Here is a 19375-nt window from a genome sequence, read left to right on the forward strand (position 1 = left end):
AATCATTTATCTTCATCGGCCCTGACAATCGGCAAATCGAGCCAGAAGGTAGCGCCCTGACCCGCTGTGCTTTCAAGACCGATTTTGCCGGACATCAGTTTCGCAAGTTCTGTACTTATGGCCAGGCCCAGACCTGTGCCAGGCTGCGTTCTCGTAAGCGAACCGTCGGCCTGACGGAACTTTTCAAAGATTTTTTCCTTATCGGCTTCAGCGATTCCCGGCCCTGTATCGCTTACCGCCACTCTTACCGTCTGGCTGTCGGGCATAAAAGCCTTTATTTCAATTTTACCGTTCTCAGGCGTAAATTTTACCGCGTTGCTCAGAAGATTATATAATATCTGCTGTACCTTGCCCGCGTCGGTTTTTATCAGTGGGATATTTTCATCGACTATCAGGCGAACTTTGAGTTTTTGTTTTTCCGTAAGCGGAGAAAAGAACGCCGCAAGCCCGTTGCACAGTTCGGGAATGCTGGTCTTTTCGATATGCAGTTCGATTTTCCCGGCTTCCATTTTTGCCATTTCGAGCAGGTCGTTAATCATATTAAGAAGATTTTTACCGCTGCTTACTATGTTCTCTGCGTAGCGTTTGCTCTTTGCGGCGTCTTCGGCGGGTTTTTCACGCAGGATCTCCGCAAAACCCAGTATGGCATTTAACGGTGTGCGGAACTCGTGAGACATATTGGCAAGAAACTCACCTTTAATTTTATTGGCCTTGAAAAGCTCGATGTTTCGCTCGGAAAGTTCCGTAATTTTCTCATCAAGCTGCTTATTGGCCTGGCGAAGCTTTTCCTGACCCTGGGTAAGACTGTCGAGCATGGCGTTAAGGGCATCGCCGAGCCTTTCGAACTCGTCGTTGGTTTTAATCCCGCAGCGGACATCGAGATTTCCCTGTGAAACGTTATTAACCATTGCCCGAAGCTGCCGTATAGGACTTAAAATAACTCGCTGGGCAATAATATAAAATGCGACAATGGCGCCCGTACCGGCAAGCAGACCGGCGGCGATTATACAAATCCAGTTCATAAGAACTGTCCTGCTTATTTCCCTGCCCGGCATCTGTACTATCACGGCACCGACAGGTTCTGAAAGGCTGAAAGTATGGGCCGAACCTTCGGCACTGTGGCAGGCCAGACATCGTTTGTTGGCACGGACAATATTTATATAAGTAGTTTCGACATTGCCGTTGACTTTGTCTATCCATGTATATTCATCCGGCCCCTGATGCTGCTTCAGCAATTCTTCGATTCTTTGAGTCTGCTTTCCCTCAAGCTGCTCTTTCCAGTTCTCCCCGGTGACGTTGAATCTTAGCCAGTTTATCCTGCTTGACTGGGCCTGTTTTGTAGCGCCGCTTTCGTCGAGCATTACAGGGCTTTTTTCGAGGGCTTTTTCCACCCTGAAATGTCTTTCATAAACCGTATTAACTACCGCTCTGCCGGCGTCGGAAAGGGTCTTTTCGGTCAGCTTGCCCATCCAGAGATACGGTATCAACAGTGCGAGAGTTAAAACGAATACTATTGCTATGCCGAAAAGGAGTCTGCATTTGCCGGCCAGAGACATCGGCCTCAGCCGCACATAGGCGAGAATCGCTTTCAATATTTTCCCGGTACTATCCATAGTCGATTTTATTATACACAAATACCGGCTATCAGGAAACCAAAAGCCTAAATTTTACAATCGGCAGAAAAAGTCATTCGTGATGACTTTGAACCCTCAGGTTTAATTCATCAAGCTGCCCCTGGTCGACACTGCTTGGCGCATCCGTGAGCAGGCACTGGCCTTTCTGGGTTTTTGGAAATGCGATAACGTCCCGGATATTGTCGGTTCCAGTCAGGAACATTACAAGTCTGTCCAGCCCGAAAGCTATACCACCGTGAGGCGGAGCGCCGAACTTAAGCGCCTGCAGGAAAAAGCCGAACCTGTCCTCTGCCTGCTGCCTTGTGATTTTAAGCAGGTCAAAAACCATGGCTTGTATCTGGGGCTGATGAATACGAATACTGCCGCCGCCTATTTCAGAGCCGTTTACTATAATATCGTATGCCTGGGAACGAATGTTCGCAGGGTCGGTATCGAGTTTCCCAATGTCTTCCGGAACAGGTGCCGTAAACGGATGATGAAGAGAATCGTACCTATTTTCCTGCGGGTTCCATTCGAAAAGCGGAAAATCTATTACCCACAGCAGTTCGTAAGCCTTTTCGTCAATCAATCCCAAATCTTTGCCGACCTTCAGTCTCAACGGCGCAAGGGCTTTATTCGCCCCGGCCGCTTTATCCGCGACAAACAACAGCAAATCGTCGCACTTGGCGCCGAATTTTTCAATTATCGCTTTTCTCTGTTCCGGCGTGAAAAATTTAGCTAAATTGCTCGAAAGGTCTATTCCGCCCTGTTCGTCTTTTACGACCTTGAACCACGCCAGACCTTTTGCTCCAAAAGCCGTTACTACGTTAGTATATGTTTTTTCGATATCGCTTCTGGAAAATTTCACACCGCCGCCCGGAGCGCAAAGTCCCTTGACGATTCCGCCTTTTTGTATCGTATCTGTAAAGACCTTGAACTGAGATTGGCCGGCAATATCGGAAATATCCTTTAATTTCATATCGAAACGCAAGTCAGGCCTGTCGATACCGTAATCTTCCATAGCCTGCTGATATGTCATTCGCCTGATTGGCAGTTTTACATCGACGCCGAGAATTTCCTTCCAGATTTTCGCGATGAGCTGCTCATGAACGCTTATTACCGCGTCAGTGTCAACAAAACTCATCTCAACGTCAATCTGAGTAAATTCTGCCTGCCTGTCGGCTCGCGGGTCTTCGTCCCTGAAACATCGCACAATCTGAAAATACTTATCGACGCCGCTTACCATCAGTACCTGCTTGAAAAGCTGCGGCGACTGCGGCAATGCATAAAAACTGCCGCTGCACAATCTGCTCGGAACAAGAAAATCCCTTGCGCCTTCCGGAGTGCTTTTGCCCAGGAACGGCGTTTCGATTTCCCAGAATCCCTTGCTGTCAAAAAAGTCCCGTGTAACTTTCGTAACCTTATGACGAACCTTAAAACGATTCTGCATTACAGGCCGTCTGAGGTCGATATAACGGTATTTAAGCCTTGTTTCCTCCGCAACAGATTCGGCATTATCAAGTTCGAAAGGAGGTGTTTCGGCGCTGTTAAGCACTTCGAGTTCATCTATAAGTACTTCTATTTGTCCTGTGGGAAGTTTGGGATTTACCAGGCCCTCGCCTCGATGCCTGACAGTGCCGCTTGCCGCTATAACCCATTCGCAGCGCAATTGGCGCGAAAGTTTGTGTATTTCTGGCTTGGCCTCGGGATTAAAGACAAGCTGCGTTATACCTTCACGGTCGCGAAGGTCGATAAAAACAAGATTACCATGGTCACGATAAGAATCGACCCAACCGGCGAGAATCACCTTTTTGCCGGCATCTTCCATTCGCAATTGTCCGCAGTCGCAAGTTCTTTTGAGCATACAATCTTCCCGGTATTTATTTTATAAATAAAATATTTTTGGCGAAAATGTTAATTAATCAGTTCGTCAATAGCGTCTGTAATGTCGGTTTTCCTGACAAGTCCCACCCATTTTTTTGCTATTTCACCTTTATTAAAAAGGATTACGGTTGGAATGGCGCTTATACCGAATTCCACGGCCGCTTCATGATGGTTGTCAGTATTAAGTTTGCATATTTTTGCCTTGCCGGCATAGTCGGCGGCAACTTCTTCAATTACAGGCGCAAGCATCTTGCACGGTCCGCACCATGGAGCCCAGAAATCTACAAGTACAGGCACTGTGCTGTCGTGCACCGTACTATCAAATACCGCGTCAGTAAGCTCAATTATGTTTCCCGCCATCTTATATCCTTTCGTATCAACTTTATCTGAGTTAAGAATTTTATTTAGATAAGCCCTCAATGTCAAACTATTTAGCTGACCGTTTTTAATCGTTAATTCGGCCTTAAAAATCGCTGTTTTTCACTTCAGACTGTTCAATTTGGTCTTCTTTGACCTGTGCCCCCTGCCGATTGTCAAATTCTTCTATCGGTATCTTTGTGCCTGACTCGGAAGGGGCCATTTCGATCGATTCAATTGGTATATTCTGCTGCGGCTGGTTTTCCTCGACAGCATCGGACATCATCGCGTCGTGAACGGCCTGCTCGGCAGGCTCATCGGTCAGTGCCCTTAAATAAATAGGCATTCCCTGTTTGCCTGCCCCGCCGGGTGCCTGTTCGGCGGCTATAAGTTTTTCTCTCACCAGTTCCAGGACAGCGAGAAAGAGTCCAATCATAACCAGTCTGTTTTTTTTACCTTCGAAAATCCTGGTAAAACTCATCGCCCCTTCGCTCTGCAGGCGGTGAAGAACTTCTATCTGGTAAAGGTCTATCGGCGTATCGTCGGTAATATGGCTCATATCCATTACATTACCGGTCGCCTTCATCATGGAGTCAAAGGCACTGAGCAGGTCCCAGATATTTATCTGGTCAAGGTCCAGTTCCGGCTCCGTCTTTGGCTGCAGGCTGGAAATAATGTTATCGCTGCGCGAGAACTTTTGCTGCTGGCTCTCAGCGGAAATTTTCAGTGCATTGGCGGCATCCTTAAATTTTTTATATTCGAGCAATTGCCTGATAAGTTCGCCCCGCGGGTCGCCGAGGTCCTGCTCCATCGCGTCAAGCTCGTCTTTCGGAAGCAGCATAGCCGATTTAATTTCCATCAGCGTCGCCGCCATTACGAGAAATTCGCCCGCCAATTCAATATCGAACAGTTTGAGCATCTCGACATAGCGCAGATATTCGGCGGTAACCTTCGCCAATGGAATATCGTAGATATCGACCTCTTCCTTGCGGACAAGATACAACAGCAAATCCAGCGGACCTGCGAAAACATCGAGATTTATTCTATATTCAGACACATTTCACCTTATTTATTCGAGTCCAACCGCTTTACGCGCCTTTTTCAGGGTTTTATCAGCAACTGCCGCCGCCCTTACAGCTCCTTTTTTGAGAACTTCCCGTACATAATCAACATTTTTTTCAAGCTCGGCTCTTTTCTGCCTGTAAGGCTTGAAATATTCAATCAGTAATTCTGCAAGTCTCTTCTTCACATCTCCATAACCCGTTCCGCCCTGCCGGTATTTCTTTTCCCACTCGGCCAATTCATCCGTCGAGGCGACTAATTTCAAAAGCGCAAAGACATTGCACCTGGTCGGGTCTTTCGGAGATTCAACCGGCGTAGAGTCGGTAACAATTTTCATTACCTTTTTCTTTACGGAACTTTCCGGCTCGAAAATTTCAATTGTATTATCGTAGCTTTTGCTCATCTTTCGGCCGTCGATGCCCGGCACAACAGCTACTGATTCGAGAATATAATCCTTCGGCATAACAAATGTTTCGCCGTAAGTATTATTAAAATATCCTGCGATATCCCGTGTAACTTCGATATGCTGTTTCTGGTCTGCGCCGACTGGTACAAGCTGGCTGTCGAAAATAAGAATATCCGCCGCCTGCAGAACCGGATATGCGAAAAGACCGTGATTGGGAAGAATGCCCTGTGCGACTTTTTCCTTAAAGCTGACGCATCTTTGCAGCAGACCCATCGGCGTAATACAGGATAATATCCAGGCAAGCTCTGTCACCTGCGGCACGTCCGACTGACGCCAGAAAACCGTTTTATCGGTATCAAGACCGAGAGCCAGATAGTCCATAGCGACGGCAAGCTGATTCTGCCTGAGGTCGTCAGGCTTGGGGCCGCTGGTCAGGGCGTGATAGTCAGCAATGAAATAAAAACCTTCATTTTCCGCCTGAAGCTGCAGGTGCTGCCTCATCGCTCCGAAGAAGTTGCCTATATGCAGCCTGCCGGACGGCTGAATGCCTGACAATACTCTCAATTCTATCTCCTTTAAACGCAACTAATTATAACTAATTATAAAATAAAGACATAAGACTACCAATCTTATCCCATATTGTCAAGAAATTTACCTTATCGGAATGAGATCTTATGCTACTTTCTATTCGCCATTATTTGCCATTACACACAGTGTCCATAGCGGGAGGCATCTCTTAGCGGACTGAAAGTTTTTGCTATGGCTGATTAGGTTCAGAATAAAGACGTTTACGATTTTGATATACCCTCATTAAATCTATTGGAGGCCAATAAACTAAATCTTGTGGTAAACCCGAAGTCCCTATCCAACTTGGATAAAAACTTCCTTCACCGCCTTCATCTGTAAAGTTTTTACCCACACTGTATATTTTGAAATCATCCGCTTCAACTTTGTAAATAAGCGGTTTATTACTATATGGATCGACTGGCAGTTTTTTCAGATATTCGGTTTGTACCAATTCATCGAGATTATTCGGTAGTCGTCCTTTGTCCCGATTAAATCTTAAAACTGCAATCGTTGTAAGCAGAGCCTGATATTGCGCCTCTGTATCATAATAATCATAATATACTCCTGCAAAATCTGAGCCATAAACATATAAAACGAGAGTTCCTGGCTGACATCCTAAAAAAAGTTTGTCAAAAAAATCAGGTTTTTCTTGATGAAGCTGCCATGGCGTTAGTGTATAGGCTGCGGTCAATTGGTCATAATATGAATTAATTTGTTTTTTTACTTCTTTTTGTGTTGGTCCGACAAAACAGCTTTTGATTATTGGCCACGGACCGGTGTCGCACAAGGTGTAATAATCTGATTTCTTTTTCCACGCCAGCAAACCTGATTCATCAGGTTTATATACATAGGTTCTTTGAACAACATCATGGAGTAACATAATTTCTGCCGAAAAATCGAAAACACAGGAATGTGTATCCGTTATTCTTTCGATATCCTGTTGAAATGAGATCGTTGCGGATTCTGTGATTTTTGATTTTTTTAGAATCAACATGGCTGTATACATTGCTTTTTGTCTTTGGCGCAAACTATTATACATGCTCATCAGAAAAACAGGGCTATTATTACACCTTTGAAAACTTAAACGGCAACATGCAGATATATCTTCAATTGCACGAGCGTATTCTCCTTTGGCTGCATTTGTTTTGGCGTCCCATAAAACCGCTTCAATCAAATCATAAAACAAATAAGTCCATTCAGGATATTTAATGCTAATCATACCGTCTGCTGAAGATGCTTCAATCCAGAGATATGGTTTTAAACTCGCCATCCTGAAAATTTGTAAACTTTTTTCGTTTTCTGTAAGCCATTTTTTTATTATTTCATCTTCAACGATATTAAAATCTGTTGGCCATTCTGCATATGCCGCATCTCCCCGCTGTAGTTGTTTGGGCTTTTGAATTAAATTTTCATACGCCGCTTGGTATAATTCAGCCGCATTTTGATTTGGGTCATAATTTGCAGGCTGTGAAATTTTATTATATTCGGCTGTATAATCTATCGTTACCTTTGGCTGACCGCGAGTCATATAAAAAAATATCGAAACCAAAACTAAAATTACTATTAATAAAATCAATAAACATTCTTTTATTATTTTCATGACATTTCTTTCCTTGTTTTAATGATCATAACGATATGGCGTAAATCTCATACGCTCATCGCCTATTTTCCCCATACTTGCATTATTACCAACATAAGTGCCATTTTCAACTTCTATCATTGCTCTATTAAAAGCATATTGATAACTGTGAGTGCCATACCAGCCAAAACCATCCGGGTCGCCCCAGAAAAATGCTGACCACGCCGCATAAACGGCTTTATTTGAAGTGAAAATTTGATTATTCCAGCCTACATATAATTTATCTAAAATTGGTTCCTCACTCAAATCCATCCAGGCTCTGGACATATCGTTGCCAACGCCGTTAAAATTACCATTTCCGCTGAAACAAAAATCCATCCAGACAATTTTAAATTTTTCGCCATCACCAAAACCAAAATCTCTCATAGAATGGTAATTGCTTGGCCATTGTTCGCCAGATTCAAAATGCGCTAATACATAATTGTTATTGGAAAGCCTGAAATGTGTTCGACGCACTTCGGTATGCATCAATGGATTTTTTGTGTACATATCGCTTCTTGATACCACATAGGCATAAAAAATTGTTGGTTTAGAAATTACTTTTGCAAAATTTTCCCATGTGCAATTATCACCATAAAGTATTATATAAGGTATTCCCATTGTCATACAACCATATGCTATACCCGAAACAGCTTCCTTTCTGCTGTTTGCGGAATTTTGAAAATTCTTCACTGCTTTAGGTAAGATTATCGCAAATGTATAAGGTTTATTAGGGTCATATACTGCAGCTATGACGTATTCCCAAAAAGGTTCCCATCCTTCCTCAGAATCCATAAGATCCATTTCACTTGTTTCCTGCTCAATATCGACATCGTATATTTGACCATCAAGTACATTTCCCGGAATGGTTATATCCAAATCACCGCTGGTTTCCTGTGTCCAAATCGTTTGGCCATCCCATTTGGAAAGTTTCACCCGCAAATTATTTTCTGTCGCCCTAAGCCCTAAAAGTCGCAAAGGTTTATTCGGCTCGTACGTATCATTCACATTCAAACAATGAACCGGATTATTAAAATCAACCCAAGGTATCTGAAGCTGTAATAAGGCCGTTATGGTCTATGACAACGCCTTTAAATGAATGCTGCCCGTTCAAATACGATGGCGTATTCACCAAAAGCCCCGGCATACTTTCTCCATCGTAATCCGTCTGTTCAATTAAACTGCCATCCACAAAAATAAACGCCTTGGCCGTCGAACTCAGACACCCGCCAACACCAACTGCAATCTCTCCTTTTAAATTATTAGCATCTCCATCTACTGAAACCGAAATTGCAGGATTACCCTCCGCCGTTTTCTGCCATTCCCCAGCAAGTACCGCAAAATCCTTAAAATCCACAACCCCATCGTAGTAAAGGTCAAACCTGTCGTCGAATAATCTCTCGTCAATCTCCTTCTGCCAATGATTCGCGAAATCGGCAAAATCCCAAAAGTCAAACGCCTCTAACCAATATTCCGCAATCACCGCAAGGTCTCCATAATCGACTTTCCCGCTGTCATCATAATCCCATAGCCAAGTCTCGTAATCCTCATCATAATCATACAGCCAGTAATCCAGAAAATATGCCAAATCATTATAATCGACTCGATAGCTTGTGTCAAAATCCGCCCGCAGGCTTGTACTCCCCGCATTGCTGTAATCCCAGTTCGAATAATGGAAGCCAATATCAATCTTATTACTGTCCGGCATCCCATTTAAATTTGTTGTCTTGCCGATAAGCTGCGTTTCTTCGATGTATTCCAAACCCGCATCTATGAACGGACATCCGTCTACAAGATGCCAGCCTGCTGAATCATAAGGATCGGAAAAAGTCTCAACAGGATTATCTTCATCAACCACGCCCAGAGTATTAGTATCGTTAAAGTAATACCCTGTATTGGCAACTCTATCCGCAAAATAACCGTTGACAAGAGCAAGGCCGTATTCTGCGGAATTACTTACGATATTATTATAAAGTATCGCCAGTCCGCCGTTGCTTTGCTCGTCTGTTCCGCTAACTACAATTCCGTAATCCTGATAATCGCACGTATTGTTTTCTATAAGAATTTCGCTGTTGGAATCTGCTGCTCCTGACTCCGATTCCATATATATAAAAATTCCGAAACTGTAATAATCATCGTTATAACAATGATATATCAGATTATTTAAGATGTCTGTCTGATGTGTTCCGTATTCGAGAATGCCCGTATCGTTATAAAATAAATAATTGTTCTTTATCGGCGTATCGAGCCGAATGTTCGAGGTTAAAATTCCTGTCCAGCCGTTTTCAATATAATTATATATTATTTTCGTCGCCGGCGATGCCGTCTCCTGCACTTCTATTGCACAATCATAATCATACCATCCATAGCCGTATTCAGATGTGTAGGTAATATAATTATCTGACAATCCTGCTGAAATTAAAGTGCCGCCGTTATTTACAATCAATCCGCCATCATTGCCAAAATAAATCACTGTCCCCGGCTCGATTACAAGCAATGCCTGAACATTGATATTTGCTGTAATATGATATTCATTGTTTGCGGTCCAAATCTGATTAGTTGTAATATCAGAATCGATGTAAATGATTTCTGCGACCGCTGATTCACAAAATGCGCAGCAACAAACCGCTGCAAACAGGATAAAAAAGTACGTCCTCATTTTTCGCCTCCTGAATTTGAACTAATTTTTATGCTGTGATTTTAGTCCAGGTATTATTGTATATTTGGACATCGTAAAAACAAGAAGTTTTTGCATAAATGCCATATAACTGTCACTATACAATAGTTTTTATAAAAGTATGATAATATAGGAAATTGCAGCGGCCCAAAACACCAAAAATGCCCTATTGATATGGACTTACGGGAGAAATAAAAATTTAGCTTTTTTATTTTTTGATATTAGAATAAAATCCATGACTATGAGCGAAAAATTAAGACTTGTTGACATCGTAAATATAGACCCTGTCTTTGAGGGTGAACATTCGGACTCGTCCGAAAAACCGAAGGAAATCGACCTTCCGGAGGTTATCGGAATCCTGCCGATACGCAATGCCGTTGTATTCCCCGGAACGGTTACTCCGCTTGCTGTCGGACGCGACAAAAGCAGGAAACTGCTCGAAGAATCCAAAACAGGCGATTCTATAATCGGACTGGTGGCACAAAAAAGCCCTAATATCGATAATCCCACATTGAACGACCTTTATAAAGTCGGCACAGCTTCTTCGATTCTTAAAGTTGTCAAGCTCCCGCATGGTACGGTCAATGTTATTGTTCATGGCCTGATAAGGTTCAAAATTGTCGAGCTTGTTTCCAGTGAACCGTATCTTAAAGTCAGAATCGAACCGCTTACATCCAAAACAAAAATTACCAAAAAGCTTCAGGCTCTTATGGTAAGCGTCCGCGATGCCGCCAACAAAGTGATAAACTTAAGCCTTAATGTGCCGGAAGAGGCGTCTATTCTTCTCGAAAATATCGAAACCCCTTCTGCCCTGGCCGATTTCCTGGCCGCCAATCTTAGCGTTACGCTGGCGGAAAAACAATATCTCCTCGAAGAGCTTGACGCCAAAAAAAGGCTGGAAAAAATATCCCTCGCCCTTGCCAATCAATTGGACGTTCTTGAACTGAGCCATAAAATTCAGGGTCAGGTCAAACAGTCCGTAGAAAAAAATCAGCGTGAATATTTTCTGCAGGAACAGCTAAAGGCCATTCAAACCGAACTCGGCCAGGACGACAAAAGAACTGAAGACACAAAGATTTTGAAGGAAAAAATCAAAAAGGCGAAAATGCCTGAAAAAGTTGAGGCCGAGGCCCTTGCAGAACTCGACAGGCTGATTAGAACGCCGCAGGCTTCGCCCGACTACGGCGTAATCAGGACTTATCTCGACTGGGTATGCGAGATGCCGTGGAGCATAAAAACCATCGATTCGATGGACATCAGAAAAGCACAGAGGATACTGAAGAAGGACCATTATGGCCTTGAAAAAGTCAAAAAACGGGTACTTGAATTTCTGGCGGTGAGGAAACTTAATCCTTCCGGCAAAAGCCCGATTTTGTGCTTCCTCGGTCCTCCGGGCGTGGGCAAAACAAGTCTGGGCAAATCTATCGCCCGTGCGATGAACAGAAAATTCGTAAGAATATCGCTTGGCGGAATAAGAGACGAAGCCGATATCAGGGGTCATCGAAGAACCTATATAGGCGCTCTTCCGGGCAGAATTCTGCAGGAATTGAGAAAATGCGGCAGTAAAAATCCGGTATTTATGCTCGACGAGATGGACAAAATCGGCATTGATTTCAGAGGCGACCCTGCCAGTGCCCTGCTTGAGGTGCTCGACCCTGAGCAGAACAATACATTTACCGACCATTACCTTGACCAGCCTTTCGACCTGTCGAGCGTAATGTTCATCGGCACCGCCAATTACACAGAACCGATTCCCCCTGCCCTGATGGACAGGATGGAACTTATCGAACTGCCCGGCTATACCGAAAATGAGAAACTTAATATCGCAAAAAAATATCTTATCCCGCGTCAGTTGGCTGAGAATGGTTTGCGTAAAAACAAGCTCAAAATAACAGATGACGCGACAAGGACGATTATCCGCAGTTACACCGCCGAAGCAGGCGTTCGTAATCTTGAACGGAATATTGCGGCAATTTGCCGGTCTATTGCTACTGAGATAGCAAAGGGAAGCAGGCGGCCTGCGACAATTACAAAAGAGCATCTGCATAAAATTCTCGGCCCGATAAGACACGAATCCGAACTTGCGATGCGGACAGCCGTTCCCGGCGTGGCCACCGGCCTTGCTTATACGCCTTTCGGCGGCGAGATATTGTTTGTGGAATCCGCATCGATGCCGGGCAAGGGGCAGTTGATACTTACCGGCCAGATTGGCGAGGTAATGAAGGAAAGCGCACAGGCGGCATTTTCAGTTGTTAAGGAAAACAGCAAAAGTCTCGGCATTAATCCGACTCATTTTTCGAAGCAGGACTATCACATCCACGTTCCTGCCGGTGCTGTGCCGAAGGACGGCCCCAGTGCCGGTGCGGCGATGTTTGTTTCTATAGTTTCGCTTTTGACGAATATACCTGCCCGGCCGGGTATCGCAATGACGGGCGAAATAACGTTAAAAGGTCTTATTCTGCCTATTGGCGGACTGAAAGAGAAAATCCTCGCGGCGAAGCAGGCCGGGATAAAAATGGTTATCCTGCCCTTCAGGAACAAAAAAGATATGGTTGAAGTTCCGAAAGAGGCAAAAAGAGGAATGAAATTTGTCTTTGTAAAGAAGGCAAATGAAGTGCTTAAATATGCTTTGCAGAAATAGGTTTTTTTGTTAAAATGGACAAATTATTGCTCTTTGGAAAAATTAAAATCCAAAACGATGTTTTCGATGGCAAAGAAAGGCATTAAAATACTGTTTTGAATTTTAGTCATTCGATATTGAGTATTGTTTAGTATTTCGATATTCGGATTTTTGCAGTAGTGTTTCTTTATATTTCGGGGCGTAGCGCAGTTTGGCTAGCGCGTTGGACTGGGGGTCCAAAGGTCGCAGGTTCAAGTCCTGTCGCCCCGATTTTTCCGCTGAAAATTTTGCTTCACGTAGGCCACCATCTATCAAAAACCGCATCAACGATAACTTTCAAAGTTTTCTCGTATAACTTCCAGAAAAAATCACATATCCTGCCACCTTTAGTGGTGACGGTACCACTTGTTTTATTGTTTTCATTTCCGCCGTTTTGCCCTGCGGGGTTTTCCTGTACTGCCGTGCTGCTGGCCTTCCCCCCGCTTGTTCTGGAAAAAGCCATTTTTTGTATTGCAGGAAAGAAAGTTCCTTCTATTTGAGACTTCAAAATAATAAGGTCGTCTAAATCTTTATCGCTGCCTCGTAGGACTTCATAAGAACATTTTCCATTTTCATCCAGTTCTGAACATTCCAAGTATATCGCTCTAAGTTCGGCAAAAAACTCATTTAACATACTCTTTTCTGTGGAGTCAAGTAAACCTTGTTGGTTTATCGCGCCTTCGGCGTGGTTTAACGCCAGTTTAATCTCCTTTGATTCTCTTACTGTTTGAGGGCTTGATAATTCATTTTTTTCCAAAATCAAGGCTACACACGCTTCCAAATGCCTCAAGTGCCAAGTTTCTCCGATATTTGATATCGCCACTTTACCCGTCCTTTTTTAGGCTGGTTTAAATCGCAGCAGGTTAGGCATATACATAACCTTACCCCTGCTCAAACCGCTTGGCGGTTAATTACTCCGCTTTCCCGATCCCGATAATTTTTAATTTTATATTATTTTACCAAAAAAAGCTATATATTAGAAGCTTGTTTTTATTGATTATTTTTACAGAAGGCGATAGTATTATAGTAACAATTCTGAATAGTATTAGAGGACAGACAAATGATTTGGAAAAATAAAAAATTAATACTCTGGGCTGGAGTACTGATATTTTGCCTTATGGGTCTTTTTCCGCCGTTCTCTTTTTCTGGAGATTTAGAAGGTATGCAGTATAGAATCGCCAAAGCAAATCTTTTACCACCTATGTATGGTTTCCTATTGAGTCCGCCTACAATCTCAGCCAGTAATGGACTAACACTAAGCGCAAACATTGATTTTAGTGTTCTTATTATCCAGTGGCTTATATTGAGCGTAATTACAGTGGCATTGCTTTATACTCGGAACAATAAAAAAACTAAAGAGGATTTATATGAATAAAAATCAAATGATTTGTTTATGGAGTGGGGTTATTACCTTTTTAGTATGGACAGCGCATTTAATGACCGCTCACTCAGATTTTTACCTCCGCAGATTTTTGCCTATCACGCTTGCCATTGCAGTATTAACCGCGATAAACACCTATACTTGCAGTTATATCTATAAACTTCAACTCCCCGATAAAAAAATAGAAGAAATCTTGCGTTGGCTAATCATCGCCAACGCAGTTATCGTAGTGGTTTTCTTGTTTTTAATTACAACTACCAATTATCATAATTCCCACGCTACTCGTATAATTGGTTGAGTAATGAAGCGGCGATGTTGAAAAAAGTTTTTAAAGAGGAAATAATGATTACAAATAAAATCATAAGTATAATTATTGCAATCACAGCAGTTATTGTTATCCCTGTTCAAATAATAACAACTTTTGTTTTAGGACTTCTTGCAAGTCTGACATTTGGTTTGTTGCTTATACCATTCAGTATTATTTGGATAGTTTTATTTTTAGGTCCACTACTTGGTCTCTCTTATGTTTATGAGCGAGTCGCAATCACAAGACCCTTTATTTCAATTATAGGGATTCCTTTGGCGGTAATAGGTGACACTTATGCGGCCTTACTCCCGTCAATGGGGGAAATGAATAATCGATACGCAAAAATGATTATATGTCAAACATTTCCCTACACATGGCGATTTAATCAGTTTGAAAATAATAAATTAAACATAGGGGAAAAGGATGTTTTGATTAAAATACTTCGAGAAGTTTCTAAAAATAAACCTCTTAATAAATATTTGGATGGTTTGAGGTCTGACGTTTATTCAAGAGAGTATTATGCAAACGAAAAATATACACTTAATTTTTAATTTGAATCGCAACACTTCAGGTTTCATTTTTATACCTATTGCAGCGAATCCAGTTCCTGCCAGCGGGCGTAAAGTTTATCAAGTTCCTTTTTCAATTCTCCGGCGTGGGTAGCAACCTGAACGACTTCCGAGCCTTTTTTATAAAGGGCCGGGTCAGCCATCGCCTTGTGCAATTGCGTCTGCTCGGCTTCCAGGTTTTCTATCAAAACGAGCACCTCTTTGAGTTCCTTCTTTTCCTTAAAGGTCAATTTTCGCACCTTCTCTTTTGTCGGCGCCGCTTTTATCTCTTTAGCCGGCGTGTTTTGAGACTGGGGTTTGGACAATTCCTTTTTCTGACGTAGCCAGTCGTCATAGCCTCCGACATATTCATTTACAACGCCATTGCCCTCTATAGCGATAATGCCGGTAACGACGTTATTTAAAAATTCTCGGTCGTGACTTACCATTAGTACCGTCCCGGGATAGTCGAGCAAAAATTCTTCGAGCAAATCCAGCGTTTCGATATCAAGGTCATTTGTCGGCTCATCCAGTACGAGTACATTTGCCGGCTGCGCAAAAAGTCTGGCCAGCAAAAGCCGATTCCGCTCGCCTCCGGAAAGATTCGACAGCGGGCTCAGCGACTGGTCAGGCGTAAACAAAAAGTCCTGAAGGTAGCCGACGACGTGCCGGGGCTTTCCGTTAATCACCACATTCTTGTTGCCGCCGGCGATATTTTCATACACGGATTTTGTATAATCAAGCTGAGCGTGCAATTGGTCGAAATACGCAATTTCGAGGTTCGTGCCGTAACGTACCGTGCCTTGCTGGGCAGTGAGTTCATTAAGCAGCACCCGCAGCAGTGTTGTTTTCCCTGAGCCATTAGCCCCGATGACACCGATTTTGTCGCCTCGCATAATAGTCGCGGAAAAATTCGAAATAATCGGTTTTTCCGGCTGATATGCAAACGAAATGTCCTTTGCCTTAATCACCAGCCTGCCGGATTGCTGGACATCCTTCATTTGAATTCTGACATTTCCGATTTCTTCTCTTCGCTTTCTTCGTTCATCTCGCATCTTCTTGAGTGCCCGTACGCGACCTTCGTTTCGTGTCCGGCGTGCCTTAATTCCCTTGCGAATCCAGACTTCTTCCTGCGCAAGCTTTTTGTCGAACAGCGAATCCTCAACAGCCTGTGCTTCATTGGCGATATCCCTGCGAACGAGGAATGTTTCATAGTTGCAGGAATAACTTATCGCCCGGCCCCTATCAAGCTCGATGATACGCGTCGCAAGTTTTCTTACGAATACCCGGTCATGGCTGACAAAAATCAGCGTCCCTTTATAGCTGCCCAGAAAATCCTCAATCCACGTTACCGTTTCGATATCGAGATGATTAGTCGGCTCATCAAGCAACAGCACATCGGGATTGCGAACAATCGCCTGTGCCAGCAATACCCTCCGTTTCATCCCGGCTGAAAGGCTCGTTGCCTGGGTATCAGCATTCAGTTCCATATTTTCAATGATGTTCTCGACGAACCTGTCCATCTGCCAGCCGTTTTGGGTATCGAGCGAGTGCTGCAATGTATCAAGCCTGGTCAGCAGCGATTTGTTATCGTGGTCAAGGGCGAGTTGATGACTGACAAGATGATACTGCGCAAGCAGCTTTCCACATTCCCCAAGCCCTTCGGAAACAAGCTCAAACACCGTCCCGCCCAGGTCATTCGGCACATCCTGTGTCAGGCACGTTATCGCAAGCTTCGGCAGACGTGAAATATCGCCTTGTTCGGGCTGAACCTGGCCTGTGATGATCTTCATTAGCGTAGATTTACCTACGCCATTGCGGCCGAGCAGACAAATCCTGTCGCCTGCCTCGATCTGCAAATTTATATGTTCAAGCAATGGCCTACCGCCAAAACCAACACTTATATCCTGCATTCCTATTATTGCCATTCCGCAATAATATCAATATCTTCCTCGAATTACAATCGTCGAAATGGCATAAAGCCTGCAGATGCAATCTATTTGGAGAACTTGATTGGTAAAATATGTTCCGGCAGGTTCTGGCAACAGGATTAGCTAAGAAATCTGTCCTGCAAGTTGTTCTGCATTAGCATCCCGGTATTCTCGATAGGACTCAATCATTTCTCCGAAATAACCGCCCTTGAGAACTCTTACGCCGACAAGTACTGCACCGAGAATATTCGTATTAATTTCCTTAAGTTCCCGTACAATACGCTGTGCAGTGCCGCGTTTGGTGATTGCTGTATTAAATACCAGAACGGTACCGTCCGCCTGGGTAGCGAGCGATTTTGCGTCGCTCACAAGTGTCGGAGGACCATCTATAATTACACGGTCATAGTGCTGTTTTGCAAATTCGAGAAGTTCATGCATTCGCTTGCCACCGAGCATTTCTGCGGGATTTTTCGGCAGAGCGCCGCTGTCAATAACATCTGTGTCAGACAGTCCTGTCGGTCTGATAATTTCCTCAATACCTGATTTGCCGATAAGATAACTGCTCAGGCCATTGTCCTGTTTCTGTGTTCCTCCATCCTGTTCATCGATAGCCGGGAATATCTTACCTAAAGCCGGCCTGCGGAAATTCGCGTCAATTAAAAGTACCTTATTGCTTTCCGCTGCAAATGTTGCCGCCAGATTTACCGCAACAGTCGTCCTGCCTTCCTCGGCATTTCCACTTGTAACTAGAATAACCCGTTGACTTTCGGCATTTACAGAAACCTTCAGATTTGTTCTGAACTGTCTGTAACACTCACTCATCATCGAGAATGGCAATTGTCTGACAATTGTCCACATATCGGCTTTTCTCGTATTCGAATCGAGGTCTTTGTGCGTAACCATTCCAAGCAGCGGAACGGTGACATACTTCATCACATCCTTCGGCGTGCGAAGCAGTTCATTAAGGAACTCTGTCAGAAACGCAAAGCCTAAACCGAGCAGGAATCCAAGAAAAGTACCGGCCGGTGTATATATAATAAGTAATGGCGAGCTTCTCTCCAGCGGTGCCGGCGCAAGACCCATAGGCCTAACCTTTGCAGTGTCGGCATCCCGTTTTATGAGATTGTATTTACTTATCTGTTCCTGAGTTGCAAAAAGTTTGTTCTTTGTTTCTTCTCTGTCCGAAAGAATCCGATCGTATTCGGCTCTCGTATTATCAAGGTCCCTCTGGTCATTTTCCGTCTTTGCCCGTAATTCTTCAAGTTTTGCAAGACGATTGGTAATCATCACAAACTGATCTCTGACAGTGGTAACATCAGAGTCACGAATTTGCTGAGCCTTTATGTTAGCCCGTGTTTCTTTTTCAGCAATTGTCTGCCGTAAAAGCTCCCGTATTTGCTGAACTTCTCTGTGATTTTCACCAAGAGTGGTAGATTTTCTTGCAAGTTCTGCTTCCAAATTTGAAATTCTCTGAATAAGTCCTATGACAACCGAATCGTTTTCAGTGTCTCGCTGCACTATTTCATCAGTAACCTTTCTCTCTTCATAACTTGCAACGCTTGTACGAATTTGTTCGATATCAGCTTCAAGTTTTACTTTCTCAACTTCGAGACTAGCCAGTTTTTGCGTAATAGTATGGCGAAAATTCCCTTCCCCTGTTCCTTCAAGCTGTGTCTCGCCTGTTGAACGTCTGATATCGGCCAATGAATTGTTAAGATTTTGGAGTTTGCCGCGAAGTTCATTTTCCTGCTGGTTGAGTTCGCTAAGTTTTGCGATGGTACCGGCTTCAGCGGTACTCTGCTGGGATTTCACGAATAAATCAACCATTTGATTAACAATAAGAGCCGCCTCCTGAGCATTACCGCAAGTCATGCTTATTAATATGTAATTGCTGTTTCTGTCTGCTGCCGCTCCCATATTCTTGTTAAGGTTATCCATAACATCCAGAACATTGTCTCCAAACCCTTTAAACCATAGGGTCTCACGTATTGCATCCCTGCGAATCAGTTCCTGAAGCATACTCTGCTGCTTTATCAAAGCTGCTTTTGAGAATCTGAATTCATAGGCTACATCTTTGCTGGCAATAGGACTGCCGATGACTGTAGGGTCTGTTTGTCCAGGAGATAACACTTCGATATAAGTCTTTGCTGTGTATTTTGGTGCAACTCTTTTAAGAACAAACCAAAGGCCTGTTCCAGTAGCAGTTCCGAGAAACGTCAAAATGCAAATAAGCAGAACGTGTCGACGAAGAATGTCCAATATCTCTTTTGGTGTTATCACCATTGCTGCTGCCGAAGCAGTAAATGCCGGATTGGAACGCCGGATAACCGATGATGCAGGCTGCTTGTTATTTATCATATTATGT

Annotated in this window: 15 protein-coding genes and 1 tRNA gene; 5 read left to right on the forward strand and 11 right to left on the reverse strand. The window is 43.6% G+C overall.

The window, feature by feature from the left end:
* Window positions 1-2 precede the first annotated feature (2 nt).
* From WC496_03310 to WC496_03345, 8 genes are all read right to left on the reverse strand, one after another.
* The gene (locus tag WC496_03310) at window positions 3-1613 is read right to left on the reverse strand and encodes a HAMP domain-containing sensor histidine kinase (protein MFA5292042.1); all 1611 of its coding nucleotides are present in this window, start codon (window positions 1611-1613) and stop codon (window positions 3-5) included.
* Between the two features lie 73 nt (window positions 1614-1686).
* A complete protein-coding gene (gene aspS / locus WC496_03315; protein MFA5292043.1) occupies window positions 1687-3477 on the reverse strand; it encodes an aspartate--tRNA ligase in 1791 nt (596 codons plus the stop codon).
* Between the two features lie 50 nt (window positions 3478-3527).
* Window positions 3528-3857, reverse strand: coding sequence for a thioredoxin (gene trxA / locus WC496_03320; protein ID MFA5292044.1), 330 nt, complete (start codon window positions 3855-3857; stop codon window positions 3528-3530).
* A 103-nt stretch (window positions 3858-3960) separates the two neighbouring features.
* The gene (locus tag WC496_03325) at window positions 3961-4911 is read right to left on the reverse strand and encodes a segregation/condensation protein A (protein ID MFA5292045.1); all 951 of its coding nucleotides are present in this window, start codon (window positions 4909-4911) and stop codon (window positions 3961-3963) included.
* Between the two features lie 12 nt (window positions 4912-4923).
* A complete protein-coding gene (gene trpS, locus WC496_03330; protein MFA5292046.1) occupies window positions 4924-5886 on the reverse strand; it encodes a tryptophan--tRNA ligase in 963 nt (320 codons plus the stop codon).
* Between the two features lie 193 nt (window positions 5887-6079).
* Window positions 6080-7489: a hypothetical protein gene (locus WC496_03335; protein MFA5292047.1), complete on the reverse strand. Its 1410-nt coding sequence runs from the start codon at window positions 7487-7489 to the stop codon at window positions 6080-6082.
* Between the two features lie 18 nt (window positions 7490-7507).
* Entirely contained in the window at window positions 7508-8521 is a 1014-nt protein-coding gene (locus tag WC496_03340; GenBank protein ID MFA5292048.1) for a hypothetical protein, read from the reverse strand.
* A gap of 22 nt (window positions 8522-8543) precedes the next feature.
* On the reverse strand, window positions 8544-10166 hold the full coding sequence (locus WC496_03345; protein MFA5292049.1) for a hypothetical protein: 1623 nt from the start codon (window positions 10164-10166) through the stop codon (window positions 8544-8546).
* A gap of 259 nt (window positions 10167-10425) precedes the next feature.
* Between WC496_03345 and lon the strand changes: the two genes are divergently transcribed.
* On the forward strand, window positions 10426-12825 hold the full coding sequence (gene lon / locus WC496_03350) for an endopeptidase La (protein MFA5292050.1): 2400 nt from the start codon (window positions 10426-10428) through the stop codon (window positions 12823-12825).
* 174 nt (window positions 12826-12999) lie between these two features.
* Window positions 13000-13074, forward strand: a tRNA-Pro gene (locus tag WC496_03355).
* Between the two features lie 22 nt (window positions 13075-13096).
* Here WC496_03355 and WC496_03360 read toward each other — a convergent pair.
* Window positions 13097-13666 carry a hypothetical protein gene (locus WC496_03360; protein ID MFA5292051.1) on the reverse strand — a complete coding sequence of 190 codons (570 nt, stop codon included), beginning with the start codon at window positions 13664-13666 and terminating at the stop codon, window positions 13097-13099.
* A gap of 237 nt (window positions 13667-13903) precedes the next feature.
* Between WC496_03360 and WC496_03365 the strand changes: the two genes are divergently transcribed.
* From WC496_03365 to WC496_03375, 3 genes are read left to right on the forward strand one after another with little or no spacing between them, the layout of a single operon-like run.
* Window positions 13904-14218 (forward strand): hypothetical protein, encoded by a 315-nt coding sequence (locus WC496_03365; protein MFA5292052.1) that lies wholly within the window; start codon window positions 13904-13906, stop codon window positions 14216-14218.
* Window positions 14211-14522 carry a hypothetical protein gene (locus WC496_03370; protein ID MFA5292053.1) on the forward strand — a complete coding sequence of 104 codons (312 nt, stop codon included), beginning with the start codon at window positions 14211-14213 and terminating at the stop codon, window positions 14520-14522. The genes WC496_03365 and WC496_03370 overlap by 8 nt, the downstream gene beginning before the upstream one ends.
* Window positions 14523-14536: 14 nt before the next feature.
* Window positions 14537-15082: a hypothetical protein gene (locus WC496_03375; GenBank protein MFA5292054.1), complete on the forward strand. Its 546-nt coding sequence runs from the start codon at window positions 14537-14539 to the stop codon at window positions 15080-15082.
* A gap of 35 nt (window positions 15083-15117) precedes the next feature.
* Here WC496_03375 and WC496_03380 read toward each other — a convergent pair whose 3' ends face one another.
* Window positions 15118-17007, reverse strand: a complete 1890-nt coding sequence (locus tag WC496_03380; protein ID MFA5292055.1) for an ATP-binding cassette domain-containing protein — start codon at window positions 17005-17007, stop codon at window positions 15118-15120.
* 126 nt (window positions 17008-17133) lie between these two features.
* A complete protein-coding gene (locus WC496_03385; protein MFA5292056.1) occupies window positions 17134-19368 on the reverse strand; it encodes a polysaccharide biosynthesis tyrosine autokinase in 2235 nt (744 codons plus the stop codon).
* Window positions 19369-19375: the final 7 nt, after the last annotated feature.

Source organism: Phycisphaerae bacterium, from assembly GCA_041652575.1.
Taxonomy (GTDB): domain Bacteria; phylum Planctomycetota; class Phycisphaerae; order Sedimentisphaerales; family UBA12454; genus UBA12454.